The organism is Flavobacteriales bacterium, assembly GCA_016715895.1.
Lineage (GTDB): Bacteria > Bacteroidota > Bacteroidia > Flavobacteriales_F > PHOS-HE28 > PHOS-HE28.
Window position 1 is genome coordinate 420,397 of sequence record JADJXH010000004.1, and the last position, 17,953, is coordinate 438,349.

15 protein-coding genes are annotated in these 17,953 nt (G+C 65.3%); 2 read left to right on the forward strand and 13 right to left on the reverse strand.

Going from position 1 to position 17,953, the window contains the following annotated elements; translation table 11 throughout:
- Positions 1-32: 32 nt before the first annotated feature.
- The 6 genes from IPM49_10405 to IPM49_10430 all read right to left on the reverse strand — a co-directional run bounded on the left by IPM49_10405 (position 33) and on the right by IPM49_10430 (position 7,236).
- On the reverse strand, positions 33-347 hold the full coding sequence (locus IPM49_10405; protein ID MBK9274933.1) for a LytTR family transcriptional regulator: 315 nt from the start codon (positions 345-347) through the stop codon (positions 33-35).
- Between the two features lie 3 nt (positions 348-350).
- Positions 351-2,198 carry a T9SS type A sorting domain-containing protein gene (locus IPM49_10410; GenBank protein ID MBK9274934.1) on the reverse strand — a complete coding sequence of 616 codons (1,848 nt, stop codon included), beginning with the start codon at positions 2,196-2,198 and terminating at the stop codon, positions 351-353.
- Positions 2,195-3,520, reverse strand: a complete 1,326-nt coding sequence (locus IPM49_10415; protein MBK9274935.1) for a hypothetical protein — start codon at positions 3,518-3,520, stop codon at positions 2,195-2,197. Before IPM49_10415 ends, IPM49_10410 begins: the two co-directional genes overlap by 4 nt.
- Before the next feature lie 136 nt (positions 3,521-3,656).
- Positions 3,657-5,288, reverse strand: a complete 1,632-nt coding sequence (locus IPM49_10420) for a right-handed parallel beta-helix repeat-containing protein (GenBank protein MBK9274936.1) — start codon at positions 5,286-5,288, stop codon at positions 3,657-3,659.
- Between the two features lie 107 nt (positions 5,289-5,395).
- Positions 5,396-6,136, reverse strand: a complete 741-nt coding sequence (locus IPM49_10425) for a response regulator (GenBank protein ID MBK9274937.1) — start codon at positions 6,134-6,136, stop codon at positions 5,396-5,398.
- A 119-nt stretch (positions 6,137-6,255) separates the two neighbouring features.
- Positions 6,256-7,236 (reverse strand): aldo/keto reductase, encoded by a 981-nt coding sequence (locus tag IPM49_10430; protein MBK9274938.1) that lies wholly within the window; start codon positions 7,234-7,236, stop codon positions 6,256-6,258.
- Positions 7,237-7,559: 323 nt separating this feature from the next.
- Between IPM49_10430 and IPM49_10435 the strand changes: the two genes are divergently transcribed.
- Positions 7,560-7,970, forward strand: a complete 411-nt coding sequence (locus tag IPM49_10435) for a RidA family protein (GenBank protein MBK9274939.1) — start codon at positions 7,560-7,562, stop codon at positions 7,968-7,970.
- 23 nt (positions 7,971-7,993) lie between these two features.
- Positions 7,994-8,587: a hypothetical protein gene (locus IPM49_10440; GenBank protein MBK9274940.1), complete on the forward strand. Its 594-nt coding sequence runs from the start codon at positions 7,994-7,996 to the stop codon at positions 8,585-8,587.
- On the opposite strand, the gene IPM49_10445 is transcribed toward IPM49_10440, so the two are convergent.
- The 7 genes from IPM49_10445 to IPM49_10475 form a co-directional block, all read right to left on the reverse strand.
- Entirely contained in the window at positions 8,584-9,792 is a 1,209-nt protein-coding gene (locus IPM49_10445; GenBank protein MBK9274941.1) for a DUF418 domain-containing protein, read from the reverse strand. The genes IPM49_10440 and IPM49_10445 overlap by 4 nt on opposite strands.
- A 16-nt stretch (positions 9,793-9,808) precedes the next feature.
- The gene (locus tag IPM49_10450; GenBank protein ID MBK9274942.1) at positions 9,809-11,068 is read right to left on the reverse strand and encodes an agmatine deiminase family protein; all 1,260 of its coding nucleotides are present in this window, start codon (positions 11,066-11,068) and stop codon (positions 9,809-9,811) included.
- Complete coding sequence (locus IPM49_10455) at positions 11,065-12,285, reverse strand: agmatine deiminase family protein (GenBank protein MBK9274943.1); 1,221 nt, start codon at positions 12,283-12,285, stop codon at positions 11,065-11,067. The genes IPM49_10450 and IPM49_10455 overlap by 4 nt, the downstream gene beginning before the upstream one ends.
- Positions 12,286-12,301: 16 nt before the next feature.
- Positions 12,302-13,858, reverse strand: coding sequence for a hypothetical protein (locus IPM49_10460; protein ID MBK9274944.1), 1,557 nt, complete (start codon positions 13,856-13,858; stop codon positions 12,302-12,304).
- Between the two features lie 87 nt (positions 13,859-13,945).
- Positions 13,946-14,683, reverse strand: coding sequence for a response regulator transcription factor (locus IPM49_10465; GenBank protein ID MBK9274945.1), 738 nt, complete (start codon positions 14,681-14,683; stop codon positions 13,946-13,948).
- Positions 14,684-14,692: 9 nt separating this feature from the next.
- Positions 14,693-16,465 (reverse strand): histidine kinase, encoded by a 1,773-nt coding sequence (locus tag IPM49_10470; GenBank protein MBK9274946.1) that lies wholly within the window; start codon positions 16,463-16,465, stop codon positions 14,693-14,695.
- A complete protein-coding gene (locus IPM49_10475; protein MBK9274947.1) occupies positions 16,462-17,934 on the reverse strand; it encodes an SLC13/DASS family transporter in 1,473 nt (490 codons plus the stop codon). Before IPM49_10475 ends, IPM49_10470 begins: the two co-directional genes overlap by 4 nt.
- Positions 17,935-17,953 lie beyond the last annotated feature (19 nt).

Consider the following 17,953-nt stretch of genomic DNA (forward strand, 5'->3'; position numbering starts at 1 on the left):
AAGATGAGGGATACCGTTCGATCCGACCACCCTCACAGCACCTTCGCCCACTTCATCCGCTCCGCCCGGAAGCTCCGTCCCCCGGGCAGCCACTGCCCCCTGACCTGCGGTCCATCGTCACTGATGGCCAGCACGAGGCCCAGGTTCACGGCATGGCCGCGATGGACCCGCTCCAGGGGATCCTGTGGCAGCTCCACGAGCACATCCTTCCGCATACGCGGTACCGTGAACCGTTGTTGGGCCCTGTGCACCTGGGTGCTGTGGTCTTCGGCCTCCCCATGGAGGATGTCGCTCACGGTCGGTCGCACATGCCGGTCCCCGTCGCGCACGAAGACCGCATCCGCCATCGCTCACTGCTTCACGAACCGGAAGGCGCTCGGTGCGCGGCCGTCCAGTACCCGCAGGAGGTGCATCCCGGAAGCCAGGTCACCGACCTCGATCACCGGCGTCGCATCGAAGCGGCCCGCGCGAAGGACCCGTCCACTCGCATCGGAGAGCTCGAACCACGCGCCGGCCCGCACCCCCGGCACGACGAGCTGGTCGAGGGCCGGGTTCGGGAAGGGCGTTGCCTGCGCATCTGATGCGTCCGTGATCCCGGTGCTGATGTCCACCAGGACGGTGATGTTGATGGCGTACGAACACAGGTTCGCGTCCAGCACATCGCAGCTGTAGGTGCCGCCGGCGGTGATCGTGGTGGTGGGCGTGTTGTCCCCGGTGCTCCATTGGTAGGCATTGAACGATGCGCCCAGTCCGAGCTGGTAGGGCAGGTCGCCGCTGAGGATGGTGATGGTGGGGGCCTGCATCGCATTGGTGCTCGCGGTGTATTCATCGGCACCCATGTCGCACATCGGGTTGCCGCGTGCATCGCCATCGATATCGCTCGCCACCACGAAGAAGTATTCACCCATGTTGTCCATGGCGCAGTTGTTCAGGTGAAGATCGGGCTGGATGGGGAACACGGGATCGATGTCCGTATCGCCCGCTCCCTGCCCCGTGCCGGCCTGGTGCGCCGGGATGGTGAAGTACTCGTTGCCCGCTACATTGCTGATGGTGCTGCCGGTGGTGAACAGGCAGTTGTGGTCCTCGGTGGCCACATTGCCGGCAACGGGGACGTAATATGCATAGCCCCCGGCATTGTTGGCGAAGATGTTGTTCCGCACCAGTGCGTCCTGACCGTCGGGGAAATTGCTGAGATGGTAGAAGGCGTAGCTCTGGAATTGATTCCCGGCGGCCACCAGCACGCTGTTGTGCACGATCTTCATGTCCCACAGGTTGTACACCGCCAGGCCCCACACATCGCCGGTGCCGTTCACGTACACCATGTTGTTGCTGATCATGTTCCCGGTGGTGCTCTGCGTGTTGCCCACCTCGATGCCCGAGCAGCCGTTGGTGGCGTAGGCCTGGATGTCGTTCCGGCGGATCTGGCTTCCGCCGTCGAAGAAGGTCGTTCGGATGCCCACGTACCAATTACCCACCGTGGTGCTGAAGGCATTGTCGCTGATCGAACCGATGCAGTGGTTGAGGCGGATGCCCGTGCCCACCTGCTGGCGGAACTCGTTGCCGCTGATGATCAGTCCCGCGCTGCGCGCGCCATTGAAGCCGTAGGCATCGAGCTCGATCGCGGTGTTGCCGTTGAAGAAGCTGTTGTCCAGGATCAGCACATCCTGCGGGTTGTTGTCCGTGTTGATGGTGAACTGATCGCAATGCACCAGGATGCGTTCGAAGTAGGCCGACCCCGATGGGTTGGTGCTTCCGTGGAACACGCACTGCTCGATGGTCATGCCCGCGATGGCATTGAAGAGGTGCACGGCGCGGGCGTATGTGTTGTCCAGCGGCCGGAAGGTGAGCTTCTCCAGGCGGACATCATCGGTGCCATCGATGCGGAAGATGAAGTTGTCCGCCGAACCACTGGCGTCGTGCTCCAGGTTCACGGCCTGCGCCCCGTTGGTCGCGTTGCGGAAGGTGATGGTCCCCGGCGTTCCGGGCACCGCGCCCAGCGCGTACTGCCCGGTATAGGTGCCTGACCGGATGTTGAAGGTGACGTTGCCCATGGCGCCCTGGCTCATGAGCGCGTCCACCGCGGCGGTGAGCGTCGGGTAGTCCGGATTGAGCCCGCCGACGGTCAGGGTACCAGTGAGCTGGGCCACGGTGGTCGTGTGCACCAACAGGGTAGGGATCAGGGCGGCAAGCTGCTTCATGGGGTGGCGAGTTTGTTCAGGAGTCCTTTTCCCTTCTTCATCAGGTCGCTGCCCGCACCCTGCTGGGAGCCGGTGGCCGAGCTCGGTTCCGGGGCGGACGCGCCCACCTTGTCCGCGGACGTCCCCACCGCTCCCACCGGCTTGCACAGCATGCCCGGTTCATAGCTGCGGATGCGCGCGATGTTGTCCGCGTCGGTCCACATCCACACCTCGAGCGCGATGAACCTGTACTGCTCGCCCACCTTCTGCCCGTTCTTCCAGCCGCCGCCGAACCGACCGATGTGCATGCGGGTGTGCTTGTCCTGCGTGGCGTTCCAGATCTCGATGGCGTCCTGCTGCCGGTGCTTCACCCCGGGATCGGGGCAGTACTGCGCCGCATAGCTGCTCTTTCCGCCGAACGCGGCGGCCACGGCCCTGTTGACCACTTCGGCCCCCTGCGGTGTGAGCCGCGTGGTGCTGCCCTCCACGAAATAGGTTGGCGCCAGCATGCGCATAAGATAAGCCTCGAACTCCCTGGCGTCGCTCTCGCGCAGGAGCTTGTGCGTGTGCAGGAACACCTCCATGTCGCTCTTGAACTCCGGGATGCCCACCTCGCCCAGGGCGGCCAGTTCGGTGCGCGCCTGCTGCTCCTCCAGCTGGTCGCGGAACGTGGGCATGGCCCTGAGCTCCTCCGCAGGGAAGGTGCGCTGCCCGCCTTCGGTGCGGTCGCGCCCGATGGAGACGATGTTCTCCTTCCACGGCGCGCTCACGGCATCGCGGTAGAAGCGGGTATCGATCTTCTCCCGGATGGTGGTGAGGTGCACGTTGCTGGTCTTGGCGTCATACTCGACCTCCACGGGTATGGTGAACGAAAGCGGCGTATGCCAGATGACGCCCTCGCCTTCGGGGATGCGCAGGTAGTGCAGGTCGCCGAACATCCTACCCGCGCGGTGTCCAAGGAATTGCAGGTAGCGCTCGCGGATCATCCCGAGCATCTCGTCCTTGCGGGGGGCCGGCAGGCCGAAGTACTCGTTCTCCGCCACCTTGAACTCCCGGAAACTGGTGCTGGCGCCATAGTGGTAACGGGCGATGCCGGTGATCCTCACCGTCGCCTCCGGATACTCGGCCACCTCGGCGCTCCGCGTGACGTACGCCACACGGTCCCACATGTACTGTCCATGCGCGCTGTGCCACTCCTTCGTCGTGGGACCGGGCGCAAGCTCCACCTTGAGCACACCGGGTCTGGTGAGGTCCTTGATGATCTGGGCATCGCCGGGTTGTGCGTGTACCGCAAGCACGGCGAGGCCGAGCACGGCAAGCAGGAGGAGGAGCCGATCGCGCATGGTAGTGGACATGGGGCACCACGAACGTCCGGGATCGGGGGCGCGAACAGCCTTTCGATCGGGTGAACGCCTCCCCTGATCGGGTGAACGTCAGAGGACCGGCGCCATGTTCCCGTCCCTACCGGTCAGCGACCGCTCAGTGCCGCACCACGATCGGACCGGCGTGCCCGCCCTCATCCGAGGTCCAACGGAGGATGTAGGTGCCGTTGGGCAGCTCGCCCAGCGCCACACCCATCCCCTCGACCGACAGGACAGCGATGCGTTGCCCCATGGTGCTGAACACCTCAACGCCGCCCTGCGGCCGTGGTTCGAGCCGCACATGGTCGTCCGCCGGGTTGGGATAGGCCCGGAACTCCTCGACGGCCGGCAGGGAGGGCTCCATCTCCACCACCGACTTCAGTCCGAGGTTGCCATGCTCGTCGGCGCCGATGTCGTACGGGATGTCATAGTACTGCCTGGGGTCCTTGTCAAAGTCCACGGAAAGGCTCAGATCGATGAGCGCGCGGTTGATGTTCGCCGACATGTCCTTGATGTGCAGGTCCGTGTTGCTGAAGTACCACGGGTCCGCGCTGATGGAGTGGGCTTCCATGCCCGTTTGCGCGGCGATCTGATTGTGTGTGGCGAGGATCCCGCACATACTGCCTGCGCCCACCTTGTACACGTTGTTGTAGTCCGAAGCAGGCCAGACCTGGCAGAGTGAATCCACAAGGCCGATGCCTACCATGCCGGAGCCTACCAGCTTGATCGAGTTGGAGAGCAGGTAAAGGCCGGTCGAGGACGTCTTGCGAACACGTATCCCGGTCACGTTCGTTTGGTCTGAAACACAAATAAGGCTGTTGTGCGATATTCTTCCAGAAAGCAGTCCTGCTTGCCCAGTACCTGGAGTCGTGTAGACATGGATCCCGGCAATAGCGGACACATTCGCGGGTGCCATTGCGCGCACACTTATCATATTGTTGTTGATGTCCACATGCATATCATCAGCATAGTAGTTCTCAAGTTTGATCCCTTCTGCCATTGAGGATCCGTACAACTGGTTGCGCGCGATCACATGGTCCGTCCCTCCGATCACGATACCCGTAAGGCATTCTTGAATGAGGTTGTCAACTAATGTGACCCGCTCATTCTGATATACGGCCAATACGCCGATCTGGCTCTCAACTATTTCATTTCCCAACACCTCCGCGTCTATAGCAGTATTCAGATTGAGACCGCATGTCGCACCCCCATTCCCGATCAGCGTGTTACCCTTAATGCGGACGTTCGCCCCTTGTACTGCGACCAGGCCATTCCAGTCGTTCACCCCACAGTCCAGACATTCCACCTCACAGTCCTTCAACAATAGATGATCCGCCCCTAGGAACACCCCTGCATTCGTGTTCGCTGAGCCATAGGTGAGTTGATGTATGGTCAGGTCAGTTACGAGGACATACGGACAGTTGATGCGGAAAGATCCCGGAGGACGGCAATCCACCGCGAACGTCACAGCGCTCTTGCTCCCGCTTTGTGAAGTGATCTTGATCCGGTTCGTGGCCGATACACCAGGCACCGCGCCCAGGGTGATCGTTTCCGTGTAGGTCCCATCCATGATCTCTATGTCCACTGCCCCGGAAACTCCGGTCTGCATCAGCGCAGAACAAGCTGCAGCAAGAGAGGTGTAGTCAGGAGCAGGAACGGCTCCAGCAGGCCCTACGGTGTAAACCCCGCTCATCTGCGCCTGCGCAATGCCAGAGCATCCGATCATCATGAGGGTAAGCATCGTGCGCATGGGTCGGAGGTTTGGCCGCAAGCAAGCCTTCGGGGAAACGTCGCCGGGCCGCGATCCGGTGAAGGACGACCGGGATCACGTCAACAGGCCCGCGAGCCGGGCGAACGTCACAAGGTCCTGATCCGGGCCATCAGCGCCTCGCGGTGGGTCTTGCCCACGGGCAGGCTCAGCGCCCCGAGGCGTACATAGCCATCCTCCACGGCGGTGATGCGACGTGTATCCACCAGGTAGCTGCGGTGGATGCGCAGGTGGTGCGCGCTCTTCAGCTTCTGCTCCACCGCGGCGAGCGTGCTGGTGATCACATACTTCCTCGCGGGGGTGAAGAGCGTCACGTAGTTGTCGTCCGCCTCGGCGTAGTGGATGTCATCCATGGCCACCTTCACGAGCTTGCCCTTGTCGCGGATGAAGATACTGTCGGCGATCACGAACTCGTGACGCTGGGCTTCGGTGGGCGCCGCGGTCGCCTCCACATCGTTGGCGAACCGGGCAAGTGCCAGCTCGATCTGCGCGCGCAGGTCGTTCTCGTCGAAGGGCTTGATGATGAAGCCGGCCGGACGCAGGGCTTTCACGCGGTCGAGCGTGGCCTTGTCGCTGTGGCTGGTGACGAAGATGAAGGGCACGCGGTGCTTCACGCTCACCTTCTCGGCCAGCTGCACGCCATCCGCCCCATCGCCCAGGTTGATGTCAAGCAGCAGCAGGTCAGGCGCTGTGGCGGCGACCTCCGCCATGGCATCCAGGGCATTGTCGCACGCGGCGGCCACTTCGTAGCCCAGCTCCTCCAGGTGCGCACGCAGGTCCTCCGCGATGAGCGGTTCATCTTCAACGATGAGGATGCGGACGGCCGGCATGGCCGCGCAAGTTCGGTCATCTCATCAGTACCTGGGCCATCAAGCCGGGCACATCGCGTGCTCCAGGGGCTGGCGCACCTGTCCATGTCCGCCCGAGGGCATCGCCCGGGCGGGCACGCTCACCATGTGCTGAGCTTCTGCCCTGCCAGCACCTGTTCCACGCGGGCCATCACCTCCGGCGTCAGCAGGTCCTGCGCGTCCACCGCCTTCAGGTTCTCCTCCAGTTGCGCCACCTTGCTGGCCCCCAGCATCACCGTGCTCACGCGCGGGTTCTTCAGGCACCAGGCGATGGCGAACACCGGCAGCGAGAGGCCCAGCTCCTGCGCGATGGCCTTCAGTTCGTTCACCTTCTTCAGTCGCGCCTCGTTCAGCTCGCGCTCCTTCAGCCACTCCAGCCCGGCCATGCGCAGGCGCGACGAAGCATCGCCCTCCAGCGTGTGCTTGCCGCTGAGGATGCCGCTGGCCAGCGGGCTCCAGATGGTGGTGCCCAGGCCCACGGTGTCGTAGAGCGCCGCGAACTCCTCCTCCACCTTGGCGCGGTGGAACAGGTTGTACTGCGGCTGCTCCATCACGGGGCCGATCAGGTGGTGCGCCTGCGCGAAGGCGTGGGCCTCCTTGATCTCCTCCGCGCTCCACTCGCTGGTGCCCCAGTACATCACCTTGCCCTGCATGATCAGCTGGTGCATGGTCCACACCGTTTCGCCGATGGGCGTGGCGGGGTCGGGGCGGTGGCAGAAGTAGAGGTCCAGGTGGTCCACCTGCAGCCGCTTCAGCGCCGCATGGCAGGCCTCCACCACATGCTTGCGATGCAGGCCCACCTGCGTGGGCAGCTTGCCACCGGTCCCGAAGAACACCTTGCTGCTCACCGTCCACGTGTCGCGCGGCCATTCCATCTTCCGCAGGATGCGGCCCATCACGCGCTCGCTCTCGCCGCGCGCATAGATCTCGGCGTTATCGAAGAAGTTGACGCCGTTGTCGTAGGCGAGCTTCATCAGCGCCTCGGCGGTGTCGTCGGTGATCTGCTTGCCGAAGGTGAGCCAGGAGCCCAGGGACAGTTCGGAGACTTGGAGGCCGGCGTGGCCGAGGCGGCGGTAGCGCATGGGGTCGGTGCTTGGTCGGGGATGCAAAGATCGTCCGCCGAACGGTGGACACGCGGTGGATAACTCATGCGGTCTACGAGGAACCCTAAGGCTGGCCGAACATGCTGTTCACATGGGCGCCCGACCTTGGTCGCTGAACCGATGCGCGCTCCAGGTTGTTGCTTGGTCAAACCGTTCGAGCAGAACGGTCGGTGTGCGCCGGGCCCGGGAGGGCGGAAGCGGTGACGGCACCGCAGGCGCATGCGGCGGATGTGAACGACGAGGCCCCGGGGACGGGGCTTCGCCGCTTTGCTGCCTGCGTGGCGGCGTCCCATCTTCGCACCATGTCCAGCATCTCCTCCAACAAAGCCCCCGAACCCGTCGGCCACTACCCGCATGCCCGCCGCGTGGGCGATCTGCTCTTCCTCAGCGGCGTGGGCCCGCGCGAGCGCGGCACGAAGAAGATCCCCGGCGTGGAGCTGAACGCGGATGGCAGCATCGCCACCTACGACATCGAGACGCAGGTGCGCAGCGTGTTCCAGAACGTGCGCTGGATCCTGGAGGACAGCGGCAGCAGCTGGGAGAAGATCGTGGACGTGACGGTGTACCTCACCAACATGAAGGACGACTTCCCGACCTACAACCGGTTGTGGAAGGAGTACTTCGAGAACGACCCGCCGTGCAGGACGACGCTCGAGATCAATTGCCTGCCCACGCCGATCGCCATCGAGCTGAAGGTGATCGCCACGGTGTGAGGGAGGACAACAGATGGACACGGATGAACACGGATAAGTTCCTCTGCGTCCTTCTTGGCCCGGTGCTCGTGCTTGTAGCCTGCTCCACAACCCGCACGATCGACCGCGGCGAGATGGATCCACGGCAGGACGCGGGTGGGACCGGCACCCTGCACCTGCACGCCACCTACACCGCACCCTATTGCGGCGGCGCCGACCCGGGTCCCGAAGGCATGCCGCGCCCCGTGCCATGGAGGGGGGCGATGTTCCTGCGGGCGGCCACGCCGGACAGCACCGGCATCATGGCACAGAACGAGTTGGGACGACCGATCATCGACACGATCCGCACCGATGGCACCGGCAACGGATTCCGGGTGCTTCCTGCCGGGCACTACCTGCTGCTCGACCAGGACCGCGTGGACGACCGACGCTACCGTCAGCTGCTCATGGACCATGCACGTCCGGCCCTGTACACCGAGCCCGTTGACAAGACCTGCCTGGATCGCTGGTTGCGCGGGCCTTTCGGCGTGGTCACCATCCGTGGCGGCGACACGACGCATGTGGAGCTGCCGCTCTTCGACCAATGCCCGTGGTACAACACACCGTGCGTGAACTATCACGGGCCATTGCCGCCCTAGCCCTTCCGCATCGGCATCATCCTGCCGTAGGTGAGCGAGCGCCAGGCCCACTCGAAGGGGCCGAACTGGAACCGCGCCAGCCACCAGCGGCTCCAGATCACCTGCACGATGAAGACGGCCAGGGCCATCGCCTCGAACGCCACCGCGCTCACGCGCGTACCCCATCCCATTCCCACGCCTGTGAAGAGCGCCAGTGCGAAGATCGTCTGCATGAGGTAGTTCGTCAGCGCCATGCGGCCCATCGGGGCCAGCACCTGCAACCGCGGCCTCCACGCATCACCTCGCCAGAGCAGGGCGAACCCGCTCGCGAACGCGATGGCCAGGGGCACCACGCTCAGTGCGTAGCTGGTGGTCCGCAGCAAGGATGAGGGCTCTGGCGGATATCCGGCGTGCTCCTCGGCCCACCACATGAGCACGGAGGAAGGCAGCCCGACCGTGAAGCCGAGGATGCACAACCGCTTCAGCAGGGCGGAGTTCGCGCTCACATCCGCGAAGAGCCTGCGGCGCGCGATCCAGAGTCCGAGGAGGAAGAGTCCGAGCACCTTGGGCGGACGGTTGCTCTCGATCAAGTGGACGAAGCGGAACGACCAGGTATGCGTATTGGCGTCCATGAATTCCTTCCAGCCCCCGTTCGGCACGGCGAGCATGGAAGGAATGGTGCCGCTTCCCAGCTCCGCCTCGCGCGCCTCGTGGAAACGGAGCACGGGCGCCAGCGGATCGAACCTCGCGCTCGTGAGGATGATGGTGGCATCGATGAGGATCGGGGACAGGATCAACACCGCAGCCGTGAGCACCAAGGCGCGATCACCGAGCTTGCGGAACAGCGGCAGCAGCAGGCCGAGCACCGCATAGAGGAAGAGGATATCGCCGGCCCAGAGGTAGCGCAGGTGCAGCCATCCGATCACCAGCAGGATGAGCATGCGCCGGTAGAAGCGCCACAAGCCGTCCTTTCCCTTGGCGAGGAAGAAGCCGAACCCGATGCCGAAGAGCAGGGAGAAGATCGAGTAGAACTTGCCGTCGATGAGGATGGTGTGGAAGGCCTCGAGCGGTGCATCCAGGAAGGAGCCGGGTAACGCGGACCGCGCCTCCGGATCCATGAACATCCAGTATGCGAGCACCGCGTAGTTGCTCCACACGACACCGAAGAGGGCGAGGCCGCGCAGGGCATCCAACAGTTCGGTGCGTTGGGTGGCGGGGGCGCTCATGGCACCGAAGGTCGGTCTATTCCTTCACCAGTGGCTGCTGTTGCGTCCAGCAATGCACCCCGCCGCCCCGCCAATTGATCGCGCGCGGATCCACCTGCACCACCGACCGTTCGGGGAACAGCTTGTTCAGCACCTGGAGCACCCGCGCATCCTTCTCCTTCATGGATGCTGGCTTGCCTTCGTGCCAATACGCGGGTGCGAAGACGCGCCCGTTCGTGATCAGGAAGTTGACGTAGCTCGCGGCCGGGATGTAGCGGATGCTGTCGCCCTCGTGCAGGTCCTCATAGCGCATCATCAGCATTTGGTCATAGCTGCGTTTCGAGGTCAACACGTGGTCGTGGAACTCGGTATCCGGCGTGGGCACCTTGATGACGTTCAGCGCACGTCCTTCGCGATCGCGGAACTGCTCGAGGATGCGCAGGTTCACTTCCATCCGCTGACGCGTGATGAGCTGTACACTGTCCGTGAGGTCCGCATCATCGGGCCAGGCCAGCAGCACGGTGCTGTCGTTCACGAAACGGCAGAACTCGTCCACATGCCCGCCGGTGCCTTGGTTGAAGACGTTGCCATGGATGCGCGGCTCCAAGTACCATTGATCATCGGCCGGCCCTTCCTTCAGCCAGATGATGTCGCGGACGCCGAACACGCGCTTCAGCTCATGCTCGATGCTGTCCTTGCCCCATCCCGGATTGCGTGGCATGGTCACCGCATCCACCTGCAACAGGATACCGCTGCCATTGACCTCCACGGCGCCGCCTTCGATCACCAGGTCGCTGTGCACCACAGGCAGCCCCATTCTCCGCGCCAGCATGGTGGGAAAGCTGTCCTCAAAGGCGAGCAGATACTCGGGCGAACCGACCAGGTTGTCGAGGTCGCCATAGTAGTTCCAATCGGCATCCAGCACGGCAAGCGTTCCATCGCGCTTGCGGAGGAAGATCGGACCTGCATCGCGGACGGCGGGTGTGGCAAGGCTGTCGCCCATGACCTCCATGCGATAGCGTGTGCGCGCGATGCCCAGGCTGTCCCAGCGCGCCGCGATCGTCCGGGCAAGGCTGTCATTGTCGGCCGCGCAGATCACCCGCGTTCCGGGATCCATGGCGAGCACCACCTTGTCCAGCACCGTATCCGTGGGTGCACCGGAGTAGGTGAACCAGACGGCCTCGTGGGGTTCCCATTCCGGGGGAAGGACGAACGCCGGCATCGGAGGCTCTTCCTGCGTGCAGGCGAAGAAGCCCAGCAGGGCTGCCAGACATGGTCCGGCGCAAGTATGGCTCATCGTGGTTGCTGTTGTGTCCAGCAATGCATGCCGCCGCCGAACCGGTTGATCGCACGGGGATCGATCGGCACGATCCGCCGGCCGGAGAAAAGCGGTCGCAGGAGCTTCCGCATGCGCTCATCCTTGATCCGCATCTCCTCCGAAAGGCCCTCATGCCAGTAGGCCGGCACGAAGACGCACCCGTTCGTGATGAGGAGGTTGAGGTAGCTGGCCGCATGCAACTGCCGGACACTGTCCCCGTGCTGGACCTCCGGGTAGCGGGCCAGCAGCCGTGCGTGATGGTCCTTCAGGCTGTCCAGGATCAGCCCGCGGTACTCGAGCACCGGCACAGGCGCATGCAGCACGTGGAGCCCCGCCTCCTGCAGGATCCGCTCGTTCACTTCCATGCGGTGCCGCGCGACGGCATGCACCGGATCAGCGAGCTCGTCGTCCTCCGGCCAGGCGAGCAGCACGGTACTGTCGTTCACGAAGCGGCAGAACTCGTCCACATGGCCGCCGGTTCCCTGGTTGAACACCCTGCCGTGGATGCGGGGCTCCAGGTACCACATGTCATCGGCGGGCCCTTCCTTCAGCCAGATGATGTCGCGCACGCCGAGCACCCGCTTCAGTTCGTGCTCCATGCTGTCCCTGCTCCATCCGGGATTGCGCTGCATGGTCACGGCCTCCACCTGCAGGAGCACACCGGCGCCGTTGACCTCCACCGCGCCGCCTTCGATCACCAGGTCGCTGTGGACCACGGGCAGCCCCATCCTTCGTGCGAGCATGCGGGGGAAGCTGTCCTCGTAAGCGAGCAGGTGCGCAGGTGTGCCGACCAGGTTCTCCAGGTCCCCGTAGTAGTTCCAGTCCGGGTCCAGCACGGCCGGGGATCCATCCCGCCGGCGCAGGAAGATCGGGCCCGCGTCGCGCACGGCCGGTGCGTAGAGTCCTTCACCCATCACTTCCACGCGGTAGCGCGTTCGCGCGATGCCCAGGCTGTCCCAGCGCATCACTATGGTAGCGGCCAAGCTGTCGTTGTCGGCGGCGCAAACGACCCTGGTGGCGGTGTCCATGGCCAGCACCACCTTGTCCAGCACGGTGTCCGCGGCTGTCCCAGAGTAGGTGAACCAGACCGCTTCGTGCGGCTCCCATTCCGGAGGGAGCCGGTACGCGGGCGGCTCTTCCTTGGGTGAGGAACAGGCCGCAAGGAGGGCGAAGGCCACAAGCGCGGTGTTCTTCATGGCTGGAAAGTAGGCCTCAGTGCTCAACGGCCACCCGCGCGGCTTTCGGTCCAAAGCCCGCAACACGGAGCACGAGCATGTACACACCTTCCTGCAGCCGGTCGCCGAACTCCACGGTGGCGGTGGTGGCGAGCGCCAGGCGCTCATCGCGCAGGACCCGTCGCCCCGTGGCGTCGAAGAGCTCGATGACCGCTTGGCGGCCGCGAAGGGACTCCGGACAGGTGAGGGTAACCTCCGTAGCAGCAGGGTTCGGCCACAGCTCGAGCTCCGATAATCGCGCTCCTTCCGGCATTCCAACCTGACCTGACAGGAAGGCCATGAGGATAGCGTCATCCCCGTTGCCCGGCACCAGGTCGCTCCGGCCGCACACGAACATGCGGCCTGCATCGTCCACCGCAAAGCCACCGGTCTCACTCCCCACCGTGCCGATCGGGATCGTCGTTTCGGAGACGATGCCCCCGACGCCGAAGTCGGGATCAAGCGTCCCATCCGGCATCCACTTCGCGATGTAGGCCTCCTCATCGCTCAGGCCGAGGGCGAGCGCTCCACCATCCGCCAGCATCCGGGCGCCGCAGCCCAGCAGGGCCACCGTGGGCGCGCACTCATGGAAGGACTGCACGCCGTTGTGCCCGTCGGCGTCATAGCGCACGCCGATCAGGTCGATGAGGCTGCCCAGGATACTGCCATGCCCGACGAGGAAGACCTCATCGTTCGCTCCGACGGAGACCTCCTTCGCGTAGTCGCCATCCTCGAAGTTCAGCAGCAGCCCGTTGTTCCCGAAGCCGGTATCGAGCGTTCCGTCCGTGTGGAGGCGCAGGCCCCAGATGGTGCCATAGACGGTGCTATCGGCACGCCCTTCGGTGGCCACGATGATGCGTCCATCGCTCTGCAGCGCCAGGCCATGGGCCTTGCTGTTGAGGTTGGTGTTGCCGATGAACTGCGGGGCCAGACCACCGATGCCGAAGGATGGGTCCAGGCTGCCGTCCGGCAACAGCTTCACCACCAGCACCTCGGTGTCGCCGCTGTCGTCGGTGTCCGAGAACCCACAGACCAGGATGCCGCCATCGGGCGCAATGACCACATCGTGGGCATAGGACGTGTTGCCGAACGGCGCCACTACAAGGGTGTGGCCCCCGGTGCCGAAGGTGGGGTCGAGCGAACCATCGAGCAGATAGCGGACGACCAGGATGTTCTGGACATCGTTGACCGACGGGCGGCCCGTGCCCGCGCAAACGATGCGTCCATCGGGTTGGAGCGCCATGCCGTGGTAGTCGCCGGGCCGATACCAAGTGGCATCCGGTCCGAGGGTCCAGCCATCGCCGGAGAACGACGCGTCGAGCGCACCATCGGAGGTGAAGCGGGCCAGGAACGGGTGGGTGTCCGAGCCGTAGCTGCCATGTCCGGCCGCCACGATGCGTCCATCGGGCATCACCGCCATCTCCTTGAACTGCTCGAAGGAGCCGTCCACATCCACGATCACATACCCATCGGTGCCGAAGGACGGATCCCTGAAGATCTGCGCATCAGCGAACGAGGGAATCAGGAGGGCGGGTACGAGGACGATGTGCTTCATGACTAATGCTTAAGCGTGGCCAAGCTCATGCGCGCCGCGCCGAGGGGAAAGCCGGATCGAGGCAACGGGCCGGGATCGAGGCTGCGGTCAGGAACGCAGCTCCCGTTCCACCTCTTCCAAGCGCCGCCGGCTCACCTCCACCCGCACCCCGTTGCGCAAGCGCACTCGGCCTTCGGCATCGAGGCCCTCCACATGACGGCGGTTCACCAGGGCGCTCTTGTGCACGCGGATGAAGCCGAAGGGCGCGAGCATCTCGTCGTAGTCCTTCAGCGTGCGCGCGCTGATGAAGCGGCGATCGTCGGCGAGGTGCAGGGCAGTGTAGTTGTCATCGGCCTGGCACCACGCGATCTCGTCCGGCGCCACGGCATGCGCACGGCCACCGTGCGTGATGGTGAGCTTGAGCGACCGTTCATCGCGCGGCTCGATATTGCTCAGGAACCGCTGCTGCACTTCGGGAGTTGTCGTGCCCTTGCGGTGGAGATGCCGATCGATGGCCGCGCGCAGCTCATCGGACTGCACGGGCTTCAGCAGGTAGTCGAGCGCGCTGAAGCGGATGGCCTGGATGGCGTAGTGCTGATGCGCCGTGGTGAAGATGACGTCGAAGTCCCAGCGGCCCAGCCGGCGCAGCAGCTCGAAGCCATCGCCACCGGGCATCTCCACATCGAGGAGGACGAGCCGTGGCCGATGCGTTGCGATCAGCGCGGCACCATCCGTGATGTTGGCGGCCTCGTCCCGAAGGTGCACCTCCGGTGCCACCCCGGCCAGCCGTGCCCGCAGGTGCGCGCGGGCCTGGGCCTCATCGTCGATGAGCAGGGCGGAGATCATGGCCACAAGTTAGCCCAGCACCACATCGACGCGCGTTCCTGAAGGTGCACCGTTCTCTGAGAGGTCGGTGAAGGTGATCCGCCCCTGCTCCTGCATTCGAAAGGTGAGCAGCTGCAGGCGCTCGCTGGTGAGCTGCAGGCCCATGCTCGGGCTGCCGTCGGCATGCGCGCGCTTCGGTGCGGCGCTGCGGCCCACGCCGCTGTCCTCCACCGTGCACACCACCCGACCCTGGCGCTCGGTGAAGCGCACCTTCACGCGCTTCGCGCCCTCCTTGGTGGCCAGGCCATGCCAGATGGCGTTCTCCACGAAGGGCTGCACCACCAGGGTGGGCACCGCGTCATCCTCCTCCAGCAATCCCGGCTCCGCCCCGACCTCGTAGTCCAACCCATCCACGAAACGCAGCGCTTCGAGCTTCAGGTACTGGCGCAGGAAGTCCATCTCCTGGCTCAAGGGCACGCGGTCCTTCACGCTGTGGTCCAGCACCATGCGCAGCAGCCGGGCGAAGCCGTCAAGATAGCTCGACGCGCCGGCTTGATCGCCGCTGCGCACCAGGTTGCCGATGGCGTGCAGGCAGTTGTAGATGAAGTGCGGGTTGATCTGCGCGCGCAGCACCTTGAGCTGCAGCAGCCGGTTGATCTCCTCGATGCGTGTCTTCTGGTCCTTCAGCTCGGCATTGAGCCGCTCCAGCGTCGCCGAGTACCTCCGCTTCTCCCGCAGGTTGCGCCACACCAGCGCCGCTGCGCCGAGCGCGAGCACGGCGAGCGCGAGGCTTCCGTACAGCTGCACGTTGCGCACGCGCAGCCGCTCCTCGCGTTCGCGGGCCTCCGCATCCAGCCGCTGGATCTCCTCCTCCTTCAGCCGCGTCCCGAACCGTTTCTCCAGTTCCAGGTACTGCTCATCGAGGCTTCGCGCGAACAGGGTGTCCTGCAGGTCGCGCGCCAGCTTCACCATGGCATACGCGCCGCGGTGGTCGCCGAGTGAATCGAGCGCATCGGCCCGCAGCTCGGCGAAGTCGATGGCCAGGTCGAGCGCGTTGCCACCGAGCCGGTTGAGCGAGTCACCCTCGTGCATCGTCGCGAGGGCCTCCTTGTACCGCCCGGCGTGGATCAGTGACTGGGCCAGGGTGCGCAGCGACCAGGCGCGGTTGGGCAGGTCCGAGCTGTCCAGCATGGCCAATGCCTGCCGGTGCAGGGCGATCGCATCCGCATGCCGGCTGGTCTCCCCCATTGTCCCGGCCAGATTCCCGATCAGCGCCAGGCGCACCAGTGGCTCATCCGCCTCGCCCAGCACCCGAAGGCCTTCCCGGTAGTGATGCTCCGCGGAGTCGTGGCGCAGCTCGCGGCTGTGCAAACTGCCCACGGCGTTGTGCGCCAGCGCCAGTTGCCGGGCATCCTTGCCATAGCCCTTCGCCCAGGACAGCAGCTCGTACCGCAGCCGATCGGCCTCCTCGTAATGCCGGGCTTCCACGTTGAACTTCACGAGCTGGTACAGCGAGCCCATGATGCGGATGGTGTCCTTCAGGTCACGGGCGATCAGCAGGGCCTCCTGGCCGTTGCGCAGCGCATCCGCAGGGTCGTCCTTTCCGCTGCGGGCGAAGGCGAGGTGGTAGAGGGCGTCGTAGCGCACCTCGTCCGGCCCGGCATGCGCCGCGAGCAGGGCGCGGGCCTCCACCTCGAGCGTATCGTACGCCCCGGCCGCTCGTAAGGCCCGCAGGCGGGCCGATTGGGCAGCGACCTCCATCCCCGCGACCAGGACAGCGAACAGGGCCAGGCACCGGATCACCATCCGAAGATCAGCATCAGCAGGACCACGCCGATCAGGTCCATCCACACCCCCACGCGCACCATCTGCCGCATCGGGATGCGACCCGTGCCGAAGACGATGGTCTGCATGGGCGAGGCCACGGGCAGCATGAAGCCCAGGCTGGCGGCGAGCGTGGCGGGCCACAGGATGCGCTGCGGGTCCATGCCCCAGCGCGCGGCCATGGCGGCGAGGATGGGGATCACCAAGCTGGCGGTGGCGGTGTTGCTGCCCAGCTCGCTGAGGAGGCACACGATGAGCGCCACGGCGGCCACCAGGATGGGCAATGGCAGTGTGCCGAGGCCCACCATGCGCTCGCCGATGATGGTGCCGAGCCCCGCCTTGTCAACCCCTGCCGCCAGCGCGAAGCCCCCGCCGATGAGCAGCAGCACACCCCAGGGCACGCGCCGCTCGGCGAAGCTCCAGCTCATCAGCGATCGTCCCTCCTCGTGCGTGGCATAGGCATCGGGCGGTCGCCGCAGGCGCCGGCCCGCCGGCAGCAGGAAGAGCAGCACCGCCCCCATCACGGCCACGGCCGCATCGCTCACCTCGTTGAGCGTTTCGGCCCGATCGCGCCAGCCGGAGAAGAGCACCGCTTCGCCCTGCTTGATCGAGTCGCCGGTCATCCACAGCAGGGCCACCAAGGCGAAGACGGCGCCTGCGAGCCATTCATCCCGCGAGGGACGACCGAGCGCGTTCAAGCGCTCGCGCACCGCATCGGCGCCGCCGAGCGCATCGCCCTTGAGCGTGAAGGCCACCCGGGTGAGCAGCAGCCATGCGATGCCGAGGAACACGGTCGTCAAGGGCAGACAGGTGGCCATCCACTGTCCGAACCCGATCGGATCCTGACCGGGATAGAGCTGCTTCCACAGCGCCATGAGGACGAGGTTGGGCGGGGTGCCCACCGGAGTGGCCATGCCGCCGATGGTGGCCCCGTATGCCACGCCCAGCAGCAAGGGCACGGTGAGGCGCTTGCGCGCTTCAGCCGGCGCGTCCTCGTCGTCGACGAGGCTCAGGGCGATGGGCAGCATCACCAGCACGGCGGCGGTGCTGTTGATCCACATGCTCAGCAGGGCGCACGCGGCCATGACGCCCAGCACAAGGCGTGACGAGGAGCTCCCCACGGCGGCCATGATGCGCAGGGCGATGCGCCGGTGCAGCCCGCAGCGTTCGATGCCCAGGGCGATGATGAAGCCGCCGAGGAACAGGAAGATGATCTCCTTGCCGTAGTGCGCGGCGGTGGCGGGCACGTCATCGATGCCCAGCACGGGGAACAGCAGCAAGGGCAGGATGGAGGTGACGGGGATGGGGACCGCCTCGGTGATCCACCACAGGGCCATCCAGGCCACCAGGCCGGCCATGAGGGCGGGGGGATCGCCGTGGTGCCGCAGCAACGCGAACACCAGAACGGCCAGCAGCGGACCGGCGAGTTGGACGAGGAGGGGGCGCAATGCAGGAGCGGCCGTCCAT